The sequence below is a fragment of the Vibrio porteresiae DSM 19223 genome (assembly GCF_024347055.1).
Taxonomy (GTDB): Bacteria; Pseudomonadota; Gammaproteobacteria; order Enterobacterales; family Vibrionaceae; genus Vibrio; species Vibrio porteresiae.
In genome coordinates, this window is record NZ_AP024895.1 from 664,348 (window position 1) to 684,897 (window position 20,550).

Consider the following 20,550-nt stretch of genomic DNA (forward strand, 5'->3'; position numbering starts at 1 on the left):
TCGAATGAGTTCAGATGACATGGGCGTAGTAGTCTACGCTCCCGCTTCCATTGGTAACGTAAGTGTCGGTTTCGACGTATTGGGAGCGGCAGTCTCTCCGGTCGACGGTACTCTGCTAGGCGATCGTGTTGAAGTGAAAGCCGGTAGTGAACCTTTCACGTTAAATGCTGTTGGACGTTTTGTTGGTAAATTGCCAAGCGATCCAAAAGAGAACATCGTTTACGATTGTTGGCAGGTATTTGCTCGTGAAATTGCGAAGAAAAATATCGCTCTAAAACCGGTAGCAATGACGCTTGAAAAGAACATGCCGATCGGGTCTGGTTTAGGTTCGAGTGCTTGTTCTATCGTTGCCGCTCTAGATGCGCTAAACCGTTTTCATGGTCAACCTCTGAATGAAACCGAATTGCTCGCTCTAATGGGGGAGATGGAAGGAAAAATTTCCGGTGGTGTTCACTATGACAACGTTGCACCTTGCTATCTTGGTGGCGTGCAATTGATGGTGGAAGAGCTTGGAATCATTAGCCAGGAAGTGCCATGTTTTGATGACTGGTTTTGGGTAATGGCTTATCCAGGCATCAAAGTATCGACCGCAGAAGCGCGTGCGATTCTACCTGCTCAATATCGTCGCCAAGACATCATTGCTCATGGCCGTTACCTTGCTGGTTTTGTACATGCTTGTCATACTGGGCAGCGAGAACTGGCAGCGAAGATGATCAAAGACGTGGTTGCTGAACCATATCGTCAGAAACTGCTACCAGGTTTTCCTGAAGCACGCAAATACGCACTTTCTGCTGGTGCATTAGCGACGGGTATTTCGGGTAGTGGCCCAACGCTATTTAGCGTGTGCAAAGAGAAAGAAGTCGCTGAGCGAGTTGCTCGTTGGCTAGAACAAAATTATGTGCAAAACGAAGAAGGCTTTGTACACATTTGTCGATTAGACAAACAAGGTTCAAAAGTGACAGGAAGTGAGCTATGAAGCTTTACAATATAAAAGAAAATGATGAACAGGTGTCCTTTGGACAAGCAGTACGCCAAGGTCTAGGCCGTAACCAAGGCTTATTTTTCCCAGCGGAATTGCCAAAGTTTGAAGACATCGACTCCCTGCTAGCGGAAGATTTTATCTCTCGCAGTACCAAGATCCTTTCAGCATTGATTGGTGATGAGTTATCGAAAGAAAAAGTGGCGGAAATGGTTGGCAATGCTTTTCAATTTCCAGCACCTATCAAAGCGGTAAAAGATGGTGTTTATGCGCTTGAGTTATTCCACGGTCCAACTTTAGCTTTTAAAGACTTTGGTGGCCGTTTTATGGCGCAATCTTTGGCGGCAGTATCTGATGGCGGCAAAATCACAATTTTGACTGCAACCTCTGGTGACACTGGTGCGGCGGTTGCTCATGCTTTTTATGGAATGGAAAACATCAACGTAGTTATCCTGTATCCAAAAGGCAAAATTAGCCCACTACAAGAGAAACTTTTCTGTACTTTGGGTAATAACATCCACACCGTTGCGATCAACTCTGACTTCGATGCTTGCCAAGCGATGGTGAAAAAAGCCTTTGATGACGAAGCACTACGTCAACAAGTCGGCTTAAACTCAGCAAACTCAATTAACATCGCTCGTTTAATGGCACAAATTTGCTACTACTTCGAAGCCGCATCGCAGATGAGTAAAGCAGAGCGTGAAAACTTAGTTATTTCAGTACCAAGTGGTAACTTCGGTAACTTAACTGCTGGTCTTTTGGCTAAAGCACTAGGTTTGCCAGTGAAACGCTTTATCGCTGCGACCAACGCTAACGATACGGTTCCGCGTTATCTAGAAACAGGTAAATGGGATCCTAAACCAACCGTAGCAACGACATCGAATGCGATGGATGTGAGTCAGCCAAATAACTGGCCACGTATTGAAGAGCTGTGCCGTATTCAAGGTTGGGGTCTAGAAACCTTAGGTAAAGGTGCTGTACGTGATGATGCAACGGCTGCACAAGCGGTTCGTGAGCTCAATGATCTCGGTTATCTATGTGAACCACATGGTTCAATTGCATACCGAGTGTTAGAAGAGCAACGTGGGGCAGATGAAACGGGTCTATTCCTATGTACTGCTCACCCAGCGAAATTCAAAGAAGTCGTTGATTCAATTCTAGGTTCAGATATTGAGCTGCCAGCACCATTGGCGAAACATGCCGCGATGGATCTTCTCTCTCTGAATTTTGATGCAGACTTTGCTCAATTGCGTGAACTGTTGGTGAAAATCAGCGGCTAATTTTATTTTCCCTTTCTATATCAATAGCAAGGGAAAATGAGCATAAAAAAAGCGGTGCAATGCACCGCTTTTTCATTCAATCTAGAACTGAATTACATTGTTTCAGTAAAAGTACGAGAAATAACGTCACGTTGTTGTTCTGGAGTTAGTGAGTTGAAACGCACTGCGTAACCAGATACACGGATAGTTAGTTGAGGGTATTTTTCTGGATGATCAATTGCGTCCAATAGAGTATCGCGGTGTAGAACGTTAACGTTCAGGTGTTGGCCACCTTCAACACGTGGAGCAGATTCAATTGCTACTTCACGGCTTTCGTAGTCACCGAGATCGCTTAGAGGAACGACTTGATCCGCATCGAAACCTTTTAGTGCAGCAACACAACGAGCTTCATTGGTTTCAGAATTGATCAACCAGATAGAGTTCAGTAGTTCATCGTTAGCTGCTTTAGTAATTTGAATACCTTGGATCATCACAATCTCCTAAACCACTCAGAGTGGTGTTTGTTGGTGTTAAATTTCAATTCTATGTTGAGCTGGGTATTGTATACCTAATGTCCATAATTATAGTATTGATTTAGGTCAATTAACAACAATAAACCTCATTTTATTAGAGGTTATTTTTTTGACTTGCATCAATAAGATTAATGAAAATAAGGCACTAACAATAAATTTGATGATTTAAAAAATAGTTAAATGTAATAAATGTTGTAAATTTACTACATTTATTACATTTCATAAGTTCTTATTGCATAATATCAAACTGTTAGAAAATAAATCTGAAAGTAAAAAGTGATTTAATGACAAATTCCAAAATGGTAAATGACAACAAATGGATTGGGGCACATGTTTCCGCTGCCGGTGGTGTGGATCAAGCTCCTGTAAGAGCAAAAGAGATTGGGGCAAATGCTTTTGCACTGTTCACTAAAAACCAAAGACAGTGGGTGGCAAAACCACTGGATGATAAGACGATTGCTAACTTTAAACGTAAGTGTGCAGCGTTGGGTTTTTCTGCCGAACAAATCTTGCCGCATGACTCTTATCTGATCAATTTGGGTGCACCCGATGAGGAGAAATTGGCGCAATCTAGGGCAGCGTTTATTGATGAGATGGAGCGTTGTGAGCAACTAGGTCTTAAGTTATTGAATTTTCACCCAGGTAGTCATCTTAAGCAGATCTCTGAAGCTGAGTGTCTCAGTAAAATTGCTGAGTCGATTAATTTGGCGCACCAAGCGGTGCCGAATGTGATTGCCGTGATTGAAAACACCGCGGGGCAGGGCAGTAATTTGGGCTGGCGTTTTGAGCATTTGGCGCAAATTATTGAGCAAGTTGAAGATAAGAGTCGTGTCGGTGTTTGTATCGATACTTGCCACACCTTTGCCGCTGGATATGATTTAACGACAGAGGAGGCATGTGCTGCCACCTTTGCTGAATTTGATCGTGTTGTTGGCATGCACTATTTAAGGGCAATGCATATCAATGATTCAAAGAACCCTTGCGGTAGTAAGGTCGATCGCCATCATTCGTTAGGTGCAGGTACGATTGGTTGGTCGTGTTTTGAGTATATAGCGAAAGATCCTCGCTTTGATCGTATCCCTCTGATTCTAGAAACGATTGATCCAGACATTTGGCCTGAAGAAATTGCAAAATTAAGGCAATTCCACTTAGAGGCGTAAGTTTTTCGCGGCAGACTCACAATATTGGCATCTTTTTTTCATGTAAAATGTTGACCTAGCAGTATCGGAGGAAGTCGTTATGTCAGCAGCAGTGTTAATGGTTAGTCCCCGCCCAATGCCAGTGCCTAATCGCCATGTTAATGGTCAAGGGCACCACCGATCTCCACAGAAATCGGGCAAATAGGCGTGTAAAGTTAGGTTGATGACTGGGGGACCCTGCATTCTGGATGGAATTAGGTATACAATGGCCTGATTACTCAAAGAATTAAGGATCTTTTTATGACTCAGTCATTGACCTGGCATGATGTGATTGGTGCCGAAAAAGAACAGGCTTATTTTCAGCATACCTTGCAATTTGTTGAATCAGAACGACAAGCAGGCAAGGTGGTTTTCCCTCCCGCCAAAGATGTATTCAACGCATTTCGTTTTACTGAATTTAATCAAGTGAAAGTCGTGATGCTTGGCCAAGATCCTTATCATGGTCCTAATCAAGCGCATGGTTTGTGCTTTTCTGTCCTTCCTGATGTAAGAACACCCCCTTCACTGGTGAATATCTATAAAGAGATGACACAGGACATTCCTGGCTTTGTCACACCGCACCATGGCTATTTAAAAGAGTGGGCAGATCAAGGTGTGTTACTCCTTAATACGGTGCTGACAGTTGAGCAGGGAATGGCTCATTCTCATGCAAATACTGGCTGGGAACAATTTACCGATAAAGTGATTGATGCTCTTAATCAACATGGCGAAGGGATTGTCTTTCTCCTCTGGGGCTCCCATGCGCAGAAAAAAGGACGCATGATTGATACTAACCGTCATTTTGTTCTGAAAGCACCACATCCATCACCATTGTCAGCTCACCGCGGATTTCTTGGATGCCGTCATTTTTCTCAGACTAACCAGATTCTACAGCAGCAGGGTAAAACACCAATCAATTGGCAAATATCAGTAGATGCTCCTGAAGTCTAAGGACGTCTTTTGGCGGTAACTGTGCCTGTGAGGCAAAACTTCGACTCCAGTCAAAGTGTGCGTTGGTTAACTTTTATACACTGACAAAAAGTGTGTAAAGGAGCTGCACTATGATGATTGAACGGATAAGACGCGAACACGGTTACATGACGCGTTTACTGGTAATTCTCCGCAGTAAACTGGAAGCATTGCGAGCTGAAGAAAGTGTGAATTACAGCCTTATTAAAGAGGTGGTGGATTACCTTTCCACACATTCCGAGGCAGTTCATCACCCTAAAGAAGACATTATTTATCACTACTATATTGATAAATATGGCGTAGACGACAGCATGGTGAACTTAGCAAGAGAGCATTTGGATCTGGCGGATAAAACGCACGACTTCTTAAATATTGTCGAGATGATTTTGCAAGACGCGATAGTTCCACAAGATGTGTTTATGGCGCAGCTGGAAGACTTTATTGTGGCGCAGAAACAGCATCTGGATATAGAAGAGCGTTCGGTTTTACCAAAGATTATCGAAACCTTCACGGTCAATGATTGGAGAAACGTCGAATCGCAGTGGAGTGAAAGTGAGTCTGACCCACTGTTTGGTGACACCATTGCTGATCGTTATAAACAGTTGGCTAAACTCGTACGAGAAAATGCGTTGGAATGTCATTAACTCTCAGATCATAGGATAAATAAAAGAGGCGTCTCAGGACGCCTCTTTTGTTTATCTGATGTAAATCAGCTGAGGTTAGTACTGAATATCATTGATATCGAGACAGACATCCATTTCCATAAGCTCTTTTTCGAGCCGTTTCTTATCACGTATTGCTTCGATTTCTCTCCACATCCTTTTCCCGGGTTTAGTGCGGGCTGCGCGAATTTTATTAATCTCATTTTCCAACAGTTCTACGAAGTGCATATCATCCATAAGCAAGCCTCATCTGCGTTGTTGTGGTCAAGATAACTGTGATTCAGTCATTCCCTCAATGCTGTAAATAGCACAACTGAGATCACTCTATCCATCGTTTGTTTCCCAAATGTTACGTTTTTTTTAACTTTTTTCGGACTTTGAGCTCGAATTCACATTTTTACCACTTTGGTGTAGTACAAATTTTCAGCGATTGAAATGGGCAAACGTTTTCGTCAGTAAAAAAACCTTGTTAACAAACTGTTGTGAAAAAAGAAGAGTGAAGTTTTTCTGATTGTTTTTTGAGCGAACGATACTTGAGCCAGTTTTTTTATCTAATTGGGTAGGCTGACCCCGTTGAAATCCCTTTATTCTCAAGGGATGAGATTCAACCATGCTGTTAACGCGCTATTGCCTAGTTTTTATGCTGACTTGTATCTTAAATGTTGCAAACTTGTTTGTTGATTGCGTTTTAGTTGGAAAATGGAGTGTTAATAATTGGTGATTTTACGGTAAAAAATAACAAATTTATGCTATTAGGTTCCTATTGATTTTTGTGATTTGAGCCTGCATTATCCGCCCGTCAAAAAATGCGCTGAATGATCACGAACGGATTCCATGGCCATGTTTCGGGTTGGAGTGCCTACCTAATATTTATAAATTTCGCAGCGCGATGTACTCCAAACATTCGATGAATACGGCTAGGACAGCGTCAAACACTCTATGAGAGGTTCTTGTGACAGACTTAATTAACTTACTGAATGACCTACTTTGGGGGTCGATTCTTGTTTATTTATTAGTGGGTGTGGGTATCTATTTCACACTGCGTTTGGGTTTTATTCAATTTCGTCATTTCGGCCATATGTTCTCTGTCTTGAAGAACAGCCGCAAAGATGACAGTGCTGGTATCTCTTCTTTCCAAGCTCTTTGTACCAGCTTAGCTGCTCGTGTTGGCACCGGTAACATGGCGGGTGTGGCAGTTGCATTGACTGCTGGCGGACCTGGCGCGATTTTCTGGATGTGGATGACTGCTATGCTTGGCATGGCAACTTCTTATGCAGAAAGTGCACTTGCTCAGCTATATAAAACTCGCGATAAAGATGGCAACTACCGTGGTGGTCCTGCTTACTACATGGAGAAAGGTCTAGGCATGCGCTGGATGGGCGTATTGTTCTCTATCTTCCTACTGTTAGCATTTGGTTTGGTGTTTAACGCAGTTCAAGCGAACTCGATTACTAACGCAATTCACACTGCATTCCATTTCGATGAAATTTACATCGGTATTGGCATCGTAATTCTGTCAGGTATCGTTATTTTTGGTGGTATTCGTAAGATCGCTCGTACTGCTGAAATCATCGTTCCATTCATGGCATTAGCTTACCTTGCGATTGCACTATTTGTGGTTTTCTCAAATATTGAGAAACTACCAGACATCATCGCGCTGATTTTCAAGAGTGCATTTGGTTTCCAACAAGCTGCTGCTGGTGGTGTTGGTTACGCTATCGCTCAAGCAATGATCAATGGCGTTAAACGTGGTCTGTTCTCGAATGAGGGCGGTATGGGTTCTGCGCCTAACGCGGCTGCAACTGCAACTCCATATCCACCACACCCTGCATCACAAGGTTACGTGCAAATGTTGGGTGTATTTACCGATACCATCGTTATCTGTTCTGCAACGGTCGCTATCATTCTGATGTCTGGGGAATACGTACCGCACAGTGATATCACAGGTATTGAATTGACCCAGCGCGCTTTGAGTGCGCAAGTGGGTAGCTGGGGCGGCCCGTTCATTGCACTAGCCATTTTCTTCTTTGCCTTTACTTCGATCATTGCAAACTATGCGTATGCAGAAACAAACTTGATCTTCTTAGAGCACAAGAACAAGAAAGGTTTAATGGTATTTCGTTTCGTGTTCCTAAGCATGGTGATGTTTGGTTCTCTAGCAAACCTACCAACGGTATGGTCAATGGCTGACGTTTCTATGGCACTGATGGCGATTGTTAACTTGGTTGCGATTCTACTGCTATCAGGTATCGTGGTGAAATTAACCAAAGACTACAACAAGCAGTTGAAAGCCGGTAAGTTGCCAACCTTCGATGTGAACGACTATCCAGAGTTGAAAGCTCAGCTTGAAGAAGGCATTTGGGATAATCCACCAAAACAGCCTTAATCGGTTCGAGCAATAGCTAAGATTGAAAAAGCCATGCAGACACTGCATGGCTTTTTTTGTACCCTTAAGTAAATAAAATAACTTGCTCAACACTGAATTATTAGGATGCCCATTATGCTGATTGTTGTCTCTCCTGCGAAAACACTGGATTACGAATCACCGTTAACGACTGAACGTCATACGTTACCTGAATTAACCGAGTATTCCGTTGAGTTGATTGAAGTGTGTAAAACCCTATCTCCACAAGCGATAGCTGAGCTGATGAAGGTCAGTGATAACATCGCTGGACTCAACGTGGCGCGCTTTGCTCAATGGACTCCACACTTTGACTTCGATAATGCTCGTCAAGCGATTTTTGCTTTTAAAGGGGATGTCTACACCGGTCTAGAAGCGGAAACCTTGAGTGATGATGATCTTAGTTATGCCCAACAGCATCTGCGCATGTTGTCTGGTCTCTATGGCGTATTAAAGCCGCTTGATTTGATGCAACCATATCGTCTAGAGATGGGCACTAAGCTAACTAACCCTCGTGGTACGAATCTTTATCAATTCTGGGGAAATATTATCACCGACAAAATCAATGAAGCGTTGGCAGAGCAAGGGGATAATGTCTTAGTTAACTTGGCGTCGAACGAATATTTCAAAGCGGTAAAACCGAAAGCGGTTGATGGCACCATTATTACCCCGATATTCAAAGATGCGAAAAACGGTCAATACAAAGTGATCAGTTTCTTTGCGAAGAAAGCACGTGGCATGATGGCGCGTTTTATTATTGATCGTCAGATTGGTTCAATTGACGAACTAAAACAGTTCGATACGGCGGGTTATTACTATGTACCAGAAGAGTCCACAGCGACTGAACTGGTATTTAAACGCGAAGAGCAATAATCATGTTATTTGATACTCACTGTCATTTCGATTTCGCGCCTTTTATTCCGATTGAAAGGTCGTTAGCTAAGGCTCAAGAGGCAGGAGTATCAAAAATCCTTATACCGGGCACGGAACCCAGAGGATGGGATAGGCTCTCTCAGCTTACCCAATCGCATTCTCAGCGGTTATGGGGTGCGTATGGTCTGCACCCTTACTTTCTGCATGAAAAGAGCTCCAGCGCTATTTTGGCGCTCGATAAAGCCCTAGCCGAACGTAACGCCAATATTGTTGCGTTGGGTGAATGTGGCCTTGATGGTGTGGTTGATGTGCCAGCTGCATTGCAAGAAGCCGTATTGATGGCGCAAATCAGTCTTGCTACTCAGCATAAACTCCCTTTAATCCTTCATTGTCGTAAACAGCATCAGCGTTTGTTGAAATTGCTCAAAACTGCGCGTTTTGAGTTTGGTGGTGTACTGCACGGTTTTTCCGGTAGCGTAGAACAGGTCAAGCCATTCATCGATCTTGGTTTTAAAGTGGGCATTGGTGGGGTAATTACCTACCCAAGAGCGAACAAAACTAGGCAGAGTGTTGCTAAATTGCCGCTTTCCTCTTTGGTTCTAGAAACCGATGCGCCTGACATGCCGCTGAATGGTTATCAGGGAGAACCAAATCATCCAGCACACTTGCCACAAGTGTTAACATGCTTGGCTGAGTTAAGAGAGGAAAATCCGACGGAGTTAGTTGAGCGACTATGGCAAAACAGCCATGAGGTTTTTCACCTAGATTGATGGGATTGAGCCAAAGCAAGTGGCAAAGTTGGCTTCACGGGCACAACAAAAAGAAAAGGGGCATTATGCCCCTTTCTTGATCTGCAACTACAGAATATTAATGGCTATTCACGCTCTTTGGTGTAAGGAACACCAACTGCTTTAGGCGCAATCGCTTTGCCAATAAAGCCTGCAAGTAGGAATACGGTAAGGATGTAAGGTAGTGCTTCGATAGCTTGTACCGGTACATCAACGCCCGCGATGGTAACACCTTGGAGACGAATGGCTAGCGCATCCAAGAAACCAAACAGCAAACATGCGGCCATGGCATTAAGTGGACGCCATTTACCAAAGATTAATGCGGCAAGAGCCATATAGCCTTTACCGGCACTCATGTTTGGAATGAATTGAGCCGTTTGTCCTACCGATAGGTAAACCCCACCCATTCCGACCAAAATCCCGCAAATGATCTGCGCACTGTAGCGCATTTTAATCACTGAAATACCGGCAGTATCAACAGCTGCTGGAGATTCACCTACCGCGCGTAAACGCAATCCGAAGCGAGTTCTAAACAAAATGAACCAAGAGATTGGTACCATGATGAATGCCAAATATTCGATCAAGGAGTGGCCACTGAGCAGTTCAGAGTAAATATGTCCTAGTACGGGAATATCTTGAACTGCATCTGCACCTGGTAAGGTAATGGGCGCAAAACGGCCATCCCCAGAAAGGGCTGGAGTATTACCGCCTTGGTGGAACCAATAGCGACCAAGCGTCACCGTTAAACCTGCGGCAAGAATGTTAATCGCCATACCGCTGACCACTTGGTCACCACGGTGAGTGATAGAGGCAAAACCGTGCAGCAGTGAAAGTAGGATAGAGATCCCAATCCCTGCGCCAAGTCCAAGCCAAGCAGAACCCGTCACATAAGCGGTTGCCGAGCCAGCAAAGGCAGCGGCCAACAGCTTACCTTCAAGACCAATATTAACCACACCCGAGCGTTCACTGAACATCCCTGCTAATGCAGCGAGAATCAGCGGAGTTGCCATACGAATAGTGGAGTCGAGAATTTGAATAATTGTTTCAAACATTAGGCTTCTCCCTCAATTTGACGACGAGCAAAGAGGCGTAGATAGAGCTTTTCTAGAGAAGGTTTGAACATATGTTCTAACGCACCACTAAAGAGAATGACTAGGCCTTGAAGTACCACAACGATGTTACGGTCAACGCCATATTCAAAGCTTAACTCGGCGCCGCCTTGATATAAGAAACCAAACAGTAGACTAGAGAAAAACACGCCTACGGGGTGATTACGGCCCATTAATGCAATCGCGATACCGGTAAAACCAAAGCCTTCGACAAAGCCAAGTTTAACCTGATGCAGTTCACCTTGCAGAACGTTAACGCCAAAGAAGCCAGCCAGCATCCCTGAAACCAACATAGTAATAACGACTACTTTGACATAGTTGATACCAGCGTAAGAAGCTGCTGATGGATTAGATCCGATCGAACGGATCTCATAACCCCAGCGGGTATGCCAAATGAGCAACCACACGCCAAAGCAGCAGATTAACGCGAAGAAAAAGCTGATATTGAGCGGGCTTTGCGCCATATCAATCCCAAATAATCCCATCACTTCGTGCATTTGTGGTAGCCAGCTACCCTCGGCAAAGATACGAGTTTCGGTTGCCATGGAACCAGGCGCTTTCAATACATCAACGAGTAAATAGGCCATTAACGACGAGGCAATAAAGTTAAACATGATCGTGGTGATAACGATATGTGAGCCGCGTTTCGCTTGTAGATAAGCGGGAATAAATGCCCATAAAGCACCAAATAGCCCACCTACGATAATGCTACAGGGTAATACTACGTACCAAGGTGCTACATCGCCTACACTTAAACAGATGAGACCAACGCCCAAGCCACCTACATAAGACTGGCCTTCGACACCGATGTTGAATAGTCCAGCATGGTAAGCAACTGCCACCGCCAGACCTGTGAAAATGAATCCAGTGGTGTAGTAGAGTGTGTAACCAAAGCCTTCTGAGTAACCAAAAGCTCCCGTCCACATGACTTTGACTGCATCGATAGGGTTAATATCGATGTACATAAACAAAAATGCGGAGACAATAAATGCCACTAACACATTAATTGCTGGCAATAGGCCAATGGTTACCCAAGCAGGAACCTTAACTTGACTCATGCTTATTCTCCTTGCTCTTGTTGAATATGGTCAGGAACAATATTTGCCATCATTAGACCAAGGGTTTTCTCATCTGCTTTCGCGGCAGAGACTTCACCAACAATCGCACCATCAAACATCACTAAAATTCGGTCTGCTAGGGCGAGGATTTCGTCGAGTTCAACGGAGACAAGCAAGACGGCTTTTCCTGCATCACGACTGGCGATGATTTGTTGGTGGATGTATTCAATGGCACCAATATCCACACCACGTGTTGGTTGTCCGACCAACAGCACATCTGGGTTTTCTTCCATCTCACGGGCGATCACCAACTTTTGCTGGTTACCACCGGAAAAGTTAGCGGTTTTTAGATGGATGTCATTTGGGCGTACATCCCATTTGTTCATGCTTTCTAAACACAGATCGGCAATCGCTTGTTTATTTTGCAGCACGCCTTTGTTGTATTTAGGAAGATTGTGATAGCCCAGAATGTACGCTTCTTGTGCTTCGAATTTGTTGATTAGGCCTTGCTTGTGACGGTCTTCAGGAATATGGCCAACCCCTATGCCGCGAATCTTTTGCGGATCAAGTAGGTGATCAGCATTAATCACATGCTCGTTAAGTACAATCTCGCCTGACGTTGGTGACATCATGCCTGACAGTAGCGACAAGATTTCTGATTGACCATTGCCTGATACCCCAGCGATACCAACCACTTCGCCTGCGCGAACGCTGAAATTGACGTGTTTAACGCGCTGGACACCTGAATTGTCAGTGAAGCATAGATCCACCACTTTAATGCGCTCTTGTGATGGCGTTGCTGGTGCTTTATCCACTTTCAAACGCACCTTACGTCCCACCATTAACTCGGCCAGCTCTTCTTTGTTGGTCGCTGAGGTTTCAACGTGAGCGACCATCTCACCTTGACGCATAACCGAGATGTTGTTGGTTATGGCTAACACTTCACGCAGTTTGTGAGTGATGATGATGACAGTGGTGCCTTGTGCACGAAGTTTATCGAGAATGACGAATAAGTGGTCGGCTTCTTGAGGAGTCAACACGCCCGTTGGTTCATCAAGAATCAAAATATTGGCATCACGATACAAGGCCTTAAGGATCTCTACACGCTGTTGAATGCCTACAGGCAGTTCACCAACAGGCGTATCTAGTGGCACTTCTAGACCGTAATCTTTCGCAAGCTGGTGGAGTTTTTTACGTGCTGAAGAGAGACTTTCTTTCAGTTGCCAGCTTGTTTCTGCACCTAGGATAATGTTTTCTAGAGCAGTAAAGGTGTCGACCAACATAAAGTGTTGGTGCACCATGCCAATCCCTGCGGCAATGGCTTCTTGAGAATTGTGTGGTTCATATGAGCGTCCGGCTACGCGCATGTGACCTGAATCAGGCTGATAGAAGCCGTAGATGATACTCATCAACGTTGATTTACCAGCACCGTTCTCTCCAATGATGCCATGGATAGTGCCAGCAGGAACTTGTAAGTCGATGCTGTTGTTGGCATGCACCGCGCCAAAACGTTTGTCGATTTTCTGCAGCTCTATGGCGAAATTTTGAGCTTGAGTCACGAGATAACTTCCTGAAAATAAGCGAAAAGAATGAAATAATAATGCAGTTTGTTGCTTATCAAGAGCTGCATAGCAACACGCCGCTGACAAGAGCGGCGTGCTTATTATTTCTATAAAATCATAAAGTTAGAAATTACAGGTGTTATCTGTAGTGTAATCGTGAACTTTGATTTTTCCAGCAATAATGTCGGCTTTAAGGCCATCAACATAGGTTTTCACTGCAGGAGTGATCAGATCTTTGTTGTATTGGTCAATTGCGTAATCTAAAGCGTTATCTTCTAGACCCAGAACAGTAACACCTGGTTTCCAAGTGCCGTCCATTTCAGCATGCCAGCTCTTATAAGCAGCTTGGCCTACTTTTTTCACCATAGACGTTAGCATGGTGCCTGGGTGGATGTGGTTTTGGTTTGAGTCCACACCAATTGCGTATTTGCCCGCATCTGCAGCCGCTTGATAAACACCAAGACCTGTACCGCCTGCTGCTGCGTAAATTACGTCAGCGCCTTTAGAGAATTGAGCTTTAGCTAATTCAGAACCTTTTGCTGGGTCATTAAATGCAGCGCCAGTTGAACCAGTCATGTTTTGTAGTACTTGGATTTTAGGATTCGCAAATTTCGCGCCTTGTTCATAGCCGCACTCAAATTTACGAATAAGAGGGATATCCATGCCGCCAACAAAGCCAACTACACCAGTTTTTGAGTATTTTGCGGCGATCGCACCAACAAGGAACGAGCCTTCTTGTTCTTTAAACACGATAGATTGAACGTTTGGTTTGTCTACGACTGAGTCAAGTACGACGAAGTGAATCTTAGGAAACTCTGCCGCAACTTTGTCAACTGCCGATACCATGTTGAAGCCAACTGCCACGATAGGGCTAAAGCCGCGACTTGCTAAACGACGCAGACCTTGTTCACGTTGAGCTTCGTTTTGTGGTTCAAATTCACGAACCTCGTTGCCTTCAGCATTCATGACTTTAACGCCATTTTGGTAAACGGCTTCGTTAAATGATTTATCAAATTTACCTGTTGTATCGTAAATAACAGCAGGTTTTGCGGCAGCTAATACGTTAAAAGAAGATACTGCTAGTGCAAGTGTTGTGAGCTTTAAAATGGACTTTTTCACAATGAAATCCCTATGTTGCAATGCCACTGTCTATGTTTTCAATCCAGATTGAAAACGTGTGTAGTTAAGAAAACTGTATCCCAAAACCTATCGAGATTTGCCCCAAAATGGGGAGTCGTTCTAGGCGTCGTCATGGATACAAATAGCGAATCAGTTTATCGTTTGCTTAGAAAAAAAAAGTGGATTACTTCACATCAAGTCACATTTTTTTATTAAATAAACGAGTTTATTCATTTCAAATGTTAAATTTAAGTTTCTATTGATAACAATTTTTAACATGAGAGATTGTAAAATGTGATCTGAGCGACTTTATTGAATGCAAACGTTTCTTTTGCACAAATTGGTGCGTTTTTCACTAAATTGGTGCAATCGAGCGTCAATAAGCACTTGTGCGTTAAGTTTCCAAGCGATCATCAAAGGTCTTATTCAACAGGGAAAGTAACAAGGAAGTTAAAGGCTGATGTAGCCATTTAAACAACCCGTTTTGTGCGCTTTCTCGTAATCCAACTGCTCACTTATGAAAAATGCGTGCCAACTAGTGTGACGAGACACTCATGTTTTGGTGGTGTAGAACAAACTAACTCGATAGAAACTTGTAGCGATTATGCAGAGAAGATTAATTAAACAATCGTTAACGTGTCGAATTTTATGGAGCGCAAACGGTTGCAGCGCAACAAGGAAAAATGAAAAATAAATGTTAAATATAGGTTATTCTTAGGTTGGATTTGGCAGGCGTTTTTAAACTTACCGTGATGAAACTCTCAAATAGAGATGTATGCTAATAAATCTGTTCATAAAAGCGTGAGCAGCTCATTACTTTTAATAAAGTCGTGCGTATAATCCGTGCCCGAAATTATTCAGTGTCCAACACCAACTACTAACCTGGAAGGAAATCATAAACTATGAGCCTGTTTATGAGCCTAGTCGGCATGATCGTACTCATTGCGTTTGCAGTGTTACTTTCTGATAACCGCAAAGCTATCAATTTAAGAACCGTGGGTTGCGCTTTCGCTATCCAATTTATTATCGGTGGTTTCGTTTTATACGTACCATGGGGTCGTGATGTACTAGCTGGTTTCTCAGCTGGCGTGCAACACGTTATCGATTACGGTAAAGACGGTATCGGCTTCCTATTCGGAAGTTTGGTTAACTTCTCTGTCGATGGCATCGGTTTTATCTTTGCTTTCCAAGTTCTACCAACTGTTATCTTCTTCTCTGCGTTGATCTCTGTTTTTTATTACCTAGGTGTTATGCAGTGGGTTGTCCGCATTCTTGGTGGCGGCTTACAAAAAGCGTTGGGTACTTCTCGTGCAGAATCTCTTTCTGCAGCGGCAAACATTTTCGTTGGTCAAACTGAAGCTCCTCTTGTTGTTCGTCCTTTTATTTCACGCATGACTCAATCTGAACTGTTTGCAGTAATGTGTGGTGGTTTGGCTTCTGTTGCTGGTGGTGTTCTTGCTGGTTACTCATCAATGGGTGTACCTCTAGAATACTTGGTAGCAGCATCATTTATGGCGGCTCCTGGTGGTCTTCTATTTGCAAAAATCATCAAGCCAGAAACTGAAAAGCCAAACGACAATATTCTTGAAGAAGGTCTAGCGGATCAAGAAGACAAACCAGCTAACTTAATCGATGCAGCAGCAAGCGGCGCAGCAACGGGTCTGCAACTTGCGCTAAACATCGGTGCAATGCTACTTGCATTCGTTGGTCTGATTGCTTTGGTTAACGGCGTACTTGGTGGTGTCGGTGGTTGGTTCGGTATGGGCGACCTATCACTACAAATGCTATTGGGCTGGGTGTTCTCTCCTGTTGCATTCCTTATCGGTGTGCCTTGGAGTGAAGCAACTCTTGCTGGCTCTTTCATTGGTCAAAAACTGGTAGTAAACGAATTTGTTGCTTACCTAGACTTCGTACCATACGTTAAAGACGCAGCAAACCACGTTGTTGCAACAACTGGTCTACCAATGACAGATAAAACTCAGGCGATCATTTCATTCGCTCTATGTGGTTTTGCGAACTTGTCATCTGTTGCTATTCTGCTTGGCGGTCTTGGTCCATTGGCACCAAATCGTCGCCACGACATCGCACGTTTTGGTATGCGTGCAGTAGCCGCTGGTACGCTATCTAACTTGATGGCAGCTACCATTGCTGGCTTCTTCTTGTCTCTATAATTAGTTGAGCTAATTTATATAGACGCCGCCTAATTACACCCCGTAGCAAGTGATTGCTGCGGGGTTTTTTAGTTTTAGGGGAATGGAAAACTCTTTAATTTCTGATGTGACAAATAGTTAAGGCTCGATGCTAGGTTTGTCGCAATAGAAAACCACTGAGATAACGTAAGGGTTTTGAGATCCAAACCGTTTGCGTTTTTCTTACTGCTAGGGATTCGTACCTAAGAGCGCTAAGGTATGCGGCGCCACAGTATGAATCTCGTGAGCAAATCCAGTTGTATTGTCATTAGGATGATGACGGTGCAACTGAAATTAGCAGACCACTAGGTACTGTGCGGTGCTAGGGATAGCGATCTTCTCACTGAGGGATTCTTCAAGGAACCAAGTCCGTTCATTGTGTGCTGATGTACCTTAGGTATTAGCATGACTTAATGAATTATTTTGATCGGAGATAGAAATGAGCGATTTAAAAGCGGCGGCTTTACGTGCACTAAAATTAATGGATTTAACCACTTTAAATGACAACGATACCGATGAGAAAGTGATTCAACTTTGTCACGATGCGAAAAGCCCGGTAGGGAACACTGCAGCTATCTGTATCTATCCTCGCTTTATTCCTATTGCTAAGAAGACCTTAAAACAACAAGGAACACCTGACATTCGTATTGCGACTGTGACGAATTTCCCACACGGTAACGATGACATCGAAATCGCAGTGGCTGAAACCAAGGCTGCTGTTGCTTACGGCGCAGACGAAGTGGACGTGGTATTCCCTTATCGTACTCTTATCGCTGGTGATGAAACTTGCGGTTTTGAATTGGTGAAACAGTGTAAAGCTGCGTGTGGCGACAAGGTGCTATTAAAAGTCATTATTGAAACCGGTGAGCTAAAAGAAGAAGCCTTAATTAAAGCGGCTTCTCGCATCGCTATCGTCGCGGGCGCTGATTTCATCAAAACATCCACAGGTAAAGTGCCAGTAAACGCGACACCTGAATCGGCTCGCATGATGCTAGAAGTGATTCGTGATATGGGTGTAGCAGACAAAGTCGGCTTTAAACCTGCGGGTGGTGTTCGCACTGCGGAAGATGCTCAGGCCTACCTTGCTATGGCTGATGAGATTTTAGGTAACTCTTGGGTTGATAGTCGCCATTACCGCTTTGGTGCTTCAAGCCTACTTACCAACCTGTTGAATACCCTAGAAGCCACCGATCAAACGGCTGATCCAGCGGCTTATTAAGAAAGTATGGGCGGAGTTATGACTTCGCCTAACTATCGGGATGTAAATAGGGATATCTCATGTTTTTAATTCAGGAAATTATCCGCAGAAAGCGTGATGGCGAGATTCTAAGTGCTGAAGAGATTCAGTTCTTTATCCAAGGTGTTGCCAATAATAGCGTTTCTGAAGGACAGATCGCCGCGTTTGCGATGGCGATTTATTTTCGTGAAATGACCATGCCCGAGCGAATTGCGCTGACGTGTGCCATGCGTGATTCCGGAATGGTACTAGATTGGGCTCCAATGCAGTTTGATGGTCCAGTGCTGGACAAGCACTCCACCGGCGGAGTAGGTGATTTAACGTCGCTAGTTTTAGGACCGATGGTCGCTGCTTGTGGTGGTTATGTACCGATGATTTCTGGACGAGGTCTAGGTCATACGGGTGGGACGCTAGATAAGCTGGAATCCATACCTGGCTATAACATCACCCCCAATAATGAACAATTTGCACAAGTCACCAAACAAGCGGGCGTGGCAATCATCGGTCAAACTGGCAATTTGGCTCCAGCCGATAAACGCGTTTATGCGACAAGAGATATTACTGCGACCGTAGATAATCTCTCTTTGATTACGTCATCTATTCTGTCGAAAAAGCTTGCTGCTGGTTTAGATGCTTTGGTGATGGATGTAAAAGTGGGTTCGGGCGCGTTTATGCCGACGTATGAATTGTCGCAAGAGCTAGCAGAATCGATAGTGTCAGTGGCTAATGGTGCCGGAACTCGCACCAGTGCATTACTGACCGACATGAACCAAGTGTTGGCATCGTCAGCTGGTAATGCGTTAGAGATTCGTGAAGCTATTCGTTTTCTCACGGGCGAATATCGTAACCCTCGTTTGACGGAAGTGACACTGGCTCTAGGGGCTGAAATGCTTGTTCTTGGCGGATTAGCAAAAGATAGCGAGTCCGCCAAGGCTACATTGCAGCAGGCGCTTGATAATGGCAGTGCTGCCGAACGTTTTGAGCGTATGGTGGCAGGGCTGGGTGGACCAAACGATCTCATTGCCAACATGCAGCGCTATTTACCTAAGGCTAATGTCATTAAACCGGTATTTGCGCAACAGTCCGGCGTGATCAGTGCGATGGACACGCGGGCGATTGGCATGACAGTCGTTGGCTTGGGCGGCGGTCGTCGCGTTGCTGATGATCTGCTTGATTACTCTGTCGGCATGGATCAGTTTGCAGCACTTGGCGATAGCGTTGATGCTCAAACTCCAATCGCTATGTTACATGCTAACAATGAGCAAGATTGGCAGAACGCTGCACAGCAGTTAATTAAAGCCGTTACCATTAGCGATACGGCGCCAAATTTACCGATGATTTATCGCTATCTGCGCGCGTAGTGTCAGAGTGACGACTGGAAGTAATAGAAACAAATGAAAAGAGCCATTATTTTAGTTTTAGACTCATTTGGCATTGGCGCAACAGCCGATGCGAATGTGTTTGGTGATGTGGGTGCTGATACATTGGGCCATATTGCTGAGCAATGTGCCCAAGGCCATGCCGATAATGAACATCGTCACGGAGCGCTGACTTTGCCAAACTTATCCAAGTTGGGATTGGGCCTAGCTCATCAAGAATCGACGGGGTCGTTTGCTCCCGGATTGGATAAACAAGCCGACATTATTGGTGCTTATGGCTATGCAGCTGAGCTATCTTCAGGTAAGGACACACCTTCAGGTCACTGGGAGATTGCTGGCGTTCCGGTACTGTTTGATTGGGGATACTTCACCAACAAAACCGAGAGCTTTCCCCAAGAGTTATTAGAGCGCATTGTTGCTAGGGCGCAGTTACCTGGTTATTTAGGCAACTGTCATTCATCAGGAACCCAAGTTTTAGATGATTTGGGCGAAGAGCATATGGCAACAGGCAAACCAATCTTCTACACTTCTGCCGATTCGGTATTCCAGATTGCGTGCCATGAAGAGACGTTTGGTTTAGATAATTTATTGACCCTGTGCCAAATCGTTCGTGAAGAGCTAGAGGATTACAATATTGGTCGCGTGATTGCTCGACCATTCATTGGTCCCAAAGCAGGTCAGTTTGCACGTACAGGCAATCGTCGAGATTTGTCGGTTGAGCCGCCAGCGGCGACTGTGTTGCAAAAATTGGTCAGTGAGAAGCAGGGTAAAGTCGTATCGATTGGTAAGATTGCTGATATTTACGCTAACTGCGGTATTACCGACAAAGTGAAAGCAACGGGAATTCCCGCGCTGTTCGATGCCACGCTAAAGCAAGTGGCAGCAGCACAAGACAATACGATTGTCTTTACCAACTTTGTTGATTTTGACTCATCTTACGGCCATCGTCGTGATGTGGCAGGATATGCACAAGCTCTCGAATATTTTGATGCTCGTTTACCTGAATTGTTATCGCTGTTGGCTCCGGAAGATGTATTGATTCTAACCGCCGATCACGGTTGCGATCCAACATGGCAAGGGACTGACCACACTCGTGAGCATATCCCTGTACTCGTTTACGGGCAGAAAGTGAATCCAGGTTCATTAGGGCTACGGGATACTTTTGCTGATATTGGTCAATCATTGGCGAGCTATTTTGAGCTGTCGCCTATGGATTATGGTCAATCGTTTTTACACCAAGCTCCATCAGCTTAGA

The 20,550-nt window shown here is 44.4% G+C and carries 18 protein-coding genes; 12 read left to right on the plus strand and 6 right to left on the minus strand.

Annotated features, from left to right (window positions below):
* Nucleotides 1–19 precede the first annotated feature (19 nt).
* Complete coding sequence (thrB, locus tag OCV11_RS03125) at nucleotides 20–976, plus strand: homoserine kinase (protein ID WP_261896213.1); 957 nt, start codon at nucleotides 20–22, stop codon at nucleotides 974–976.
* Entirely contained in the window at nucleotides 973–2,259 is a 1,287-nt protein-coding gene (gene thrC, locus OCV11_RS03130; RefSeq protein WP_261894935.1) for a threonine synthase, read from the plus strand. Before thrB ends, thrC begins: the two co-directional genes overlap by 4 nt.
* A 92-nt stretch (nucleotides 2,260–2,351) precedes the next feature.
* Here the strand turns inward: thrC and grcA are convergent, their stop codons facing one another.
* Nucleotides 2,352–2,729 carry an autonomous glycyl radical cofactor GrcA gene (gene grcA, locus OCV11_RS03135; protein WP_261894937.1) on the minus strand — a complete coding sequence of 126 codons (378 nt, stop codon included), beginning with the start codon at nucleotides 2,727–2,729 and terminating at the stop codon, nucleotides 2,352–2,354.
* Nucleotides 2,730–3,055: 326 nt separating this feature from the next.
* Between grcA and nfo the strand changes: the two genes are divergently transcribed.
* From nfo to OCV11_RS03150, 3 genes are all read left to right on the plus strand, one after another.
* Nucleotides 3,056–3,931: a deoxyribonuclease IV gene (nfo, locus tag OCV11_RS03140; protein WP_261894939.1), complete on the plus strand. Its 876-nt coding sequence runs from the start codon at nucleotides 3,056–3,058 to the stop codon at nucleotides 3,929–3,931.
* A gap of 279 nt (nucleotides 3,932–4,210) precedes the next feature.
* A complete protein-coding gene (ung, locus tag OCV11_RS03145) occupies nucleotides 4,211–4,900 on the plus strand; it encodes a uracil-DNA glycosylase (RefSeq protein ID WP_261894941.1) in 690 nt (229 codons plus the stop codon).
* A gap of 110 nt (nucleotides 4,901–5,010) precedes the next feature.
* A complete protein-coding gene (locus tag OCV11_RS03150) occupies nucleotides 5,011–5,562 on the plus strand; it encodes a hemerythrin domain-containing protein (RefSeq protein ID WP_261894942.1) in 552 nt (183 codons plus the stop codon).
* A gap of 75 nt (nucleotides 5,563–5,637) precedes the next feature.
* Here the strand turns inward: OCV11_RS03150 and OCV11_RS03155 are convergent, their stop codons facing one another.
* The gene (locus OCV11_RS03155) at nucleotides 5,638–5,817 is read right to left on the minus strand and encodes a DUF3545 family protein (protein WP_261894943.1); all 180 of its coding nucleotides are present in this window, start codon (nucleotides 5,815–5,817) and stop codon (nucleotides 5,638–5,640) included.
* Between the two features lie 715 nt (nucleotides 5,818–6,532).
* On the opposite strand from OCV11_RS03155, the gene OCV11_RS03160 reads away from it, so the two are divergent.
* The 3 genes from OCV11_RS03160 (at nucleotide 6,533) to OCV11_RS03170 (ending at nucleotide 9,624) form a co-directional block, all read left to right on the plus strand.
* The gene (locus tag OCV11_RS03160) at nucleotides 6,533–7,966 is read left to right on the plus strand and encodes an alanine/glycine:cation symporter family protein (RefSeq protein ID WP_261894944.1); all 1,434 of its coding nucleotides are present in this window, start codon (nucleotides 6,533–6,535) and stop codon (nucleotides 7,964–7,966) included.
* Between the two features lie 114 nt (nucleotides 7,967–8,080).
* On the plus strand, nucleotides 8,081–8,854 hold the full coding sequence (gene yaaA / locus OCV11_RS03165) for a peroxide stress protein YaaA (protein ID WP_261894945.1): 774 nt from the start codon (nucleotides 8,081–8,083) through the stop codon (nucleotides 8,852–8,854).
* Between the two features lie 2 nt (nucleotides 8,855–8,856).
* Complete coding sequence (locus tag OCV11_RS03170; RefSeq protein ID WP_261894946.1) at nucleotides 8,857–9,624, plus strand: TatD family hydrolase; 768 nt, start codon at nucleotides 8,857–8,859, stop codon at nucleotides 9,622–9,624.
* A 104-nt stretch (nucleotides 9,625–9,728) separates the two neighbouring features.
* Here the strand turns inward: OCV11_RS03170 and OCV11_RS03175 are convergent, their stop codons facing one another.
* The 4 genes from OCV11_RS03175 to OCV11_RS03190 all read right to left on the minus strand — a co-directional run bounded on the left by OCV11_RS03175 (nucleotide 9,729) and on the right by OCV11_RS03190 (nucleotide 14,490).
* Complete coding sequence (locus tag OCV11_RS03175) at nucleotides 9,729–10,694, minus strand: ABC transporter permease (protein WP_261894947.1); 966 nt, start codon at nucleotides 10,692–10,694, stop codon at nucleotides 9,729–9,731.
* On the minus strand, nucleotides 10,694–11,809 hold the full coding sequence (locus OCV11_RS03180; RefSeq protein ID WP_261894948.1) for an ABC transporter permease: 1,116 nt from the start codon (nucleotides 11,807–11,809) through the stop codon (nucleotides 10,694–10,696). The genes OCV11_RS03175 and OCV11_RS03180 overlap by 1 nt, the downstream gene beginning before the upstream one ends.
* A 2-nt stretch (nucleotides 11,810–11,811) precedes the next feature.
* Entirely contained in the window at nucleotides 11,812–13,368 is a 1,557-nt protein-coding gene (locus tag OCV11_RS03185; protein WP_261894949.1) for an ABC transporter ATP-binding protein, read from the minus strand.
* 126 nt (nucleotides 13,369–13,494) lie between these two features.
* On the minus strand, nucleotides 13,495–14,490 hold the full coding sequence (locus OCV11_RS03190; RefSeq protein WP_261894951.1) for a BMP family lipoprotein: 996 nt from the start codon (nucleotides 14,488–14,490) through the stop codon (nucleotides 13,495–13,497).
* Nucleotides 14,491–15,392: 902 nt separating this feature from the next.
* Between OCV11_RS03190 and OCV11_RS03195 the strand changes: the two genes are divergently transcribed.
* The 4 genes from OCV11_RS03195 to OCV11_RS03210 all read left to right on the plus strand — a co-directional run bounded on the left by OCV11_RS03195 (nucleotide 15,393) and on the right by OCV11_RS03210 (nucleotide 20,549).
* Nucleotides 15,393–16,661, plus strand: a complete 1,269-nt coding sequence (locus OCV11_RS03195) for a NupC/NupG family nucleoside CNT transporter (RefSeq protein WP_261894952.1) — start codon at nucleotides 15,393–15,395, stop codon at nucleotides 16,659–16,661.
* A 457-nt stretch (nucleotides 16,662–17,118) separates the two neighbouring features.
* A complete protein-coding gene (deoC, locus tag OCV11_RS03200; protein WP_261894953.1) occupies nucleotides 17,119–17,898 on the plus strand; it encodes a deoxyribose-phosphate aldolase in 780 nt (259 codons plus the stop codon).
* A gap of 59 nt (nucleotides 17,899–17,957) precedes the next feature.
* Nucleotides 17,958–19,277 carry a thymidine phosphorylase gene (gene deoA / locus OCV11_RS03205; protein WP_261894954.1) on the plus strand — a complete coding sequence of 440 codons (1,320 nt, stop codon included), beginning with the start codon at nucleotides 17,958–17,960 and terminating at the stop codon, nucleotides 19,275–19,277.
* A gap of 33 nt (nucleotides 19,278–19,310) precedes the next feature.
* Nucleotides 19,311–20,549: a phosphopentomutase gene (locus OCV11_RS03210; protein WP_261894956.1), complete on the plus strand. Its 1,239-nt coding sequence runs from the start codon at nucleotides 19,311–19,313 to the stop codon at nucleotides 20,547–20,549.
* Nucleotide 20,550: the final 1 nt, after the last annotated feature.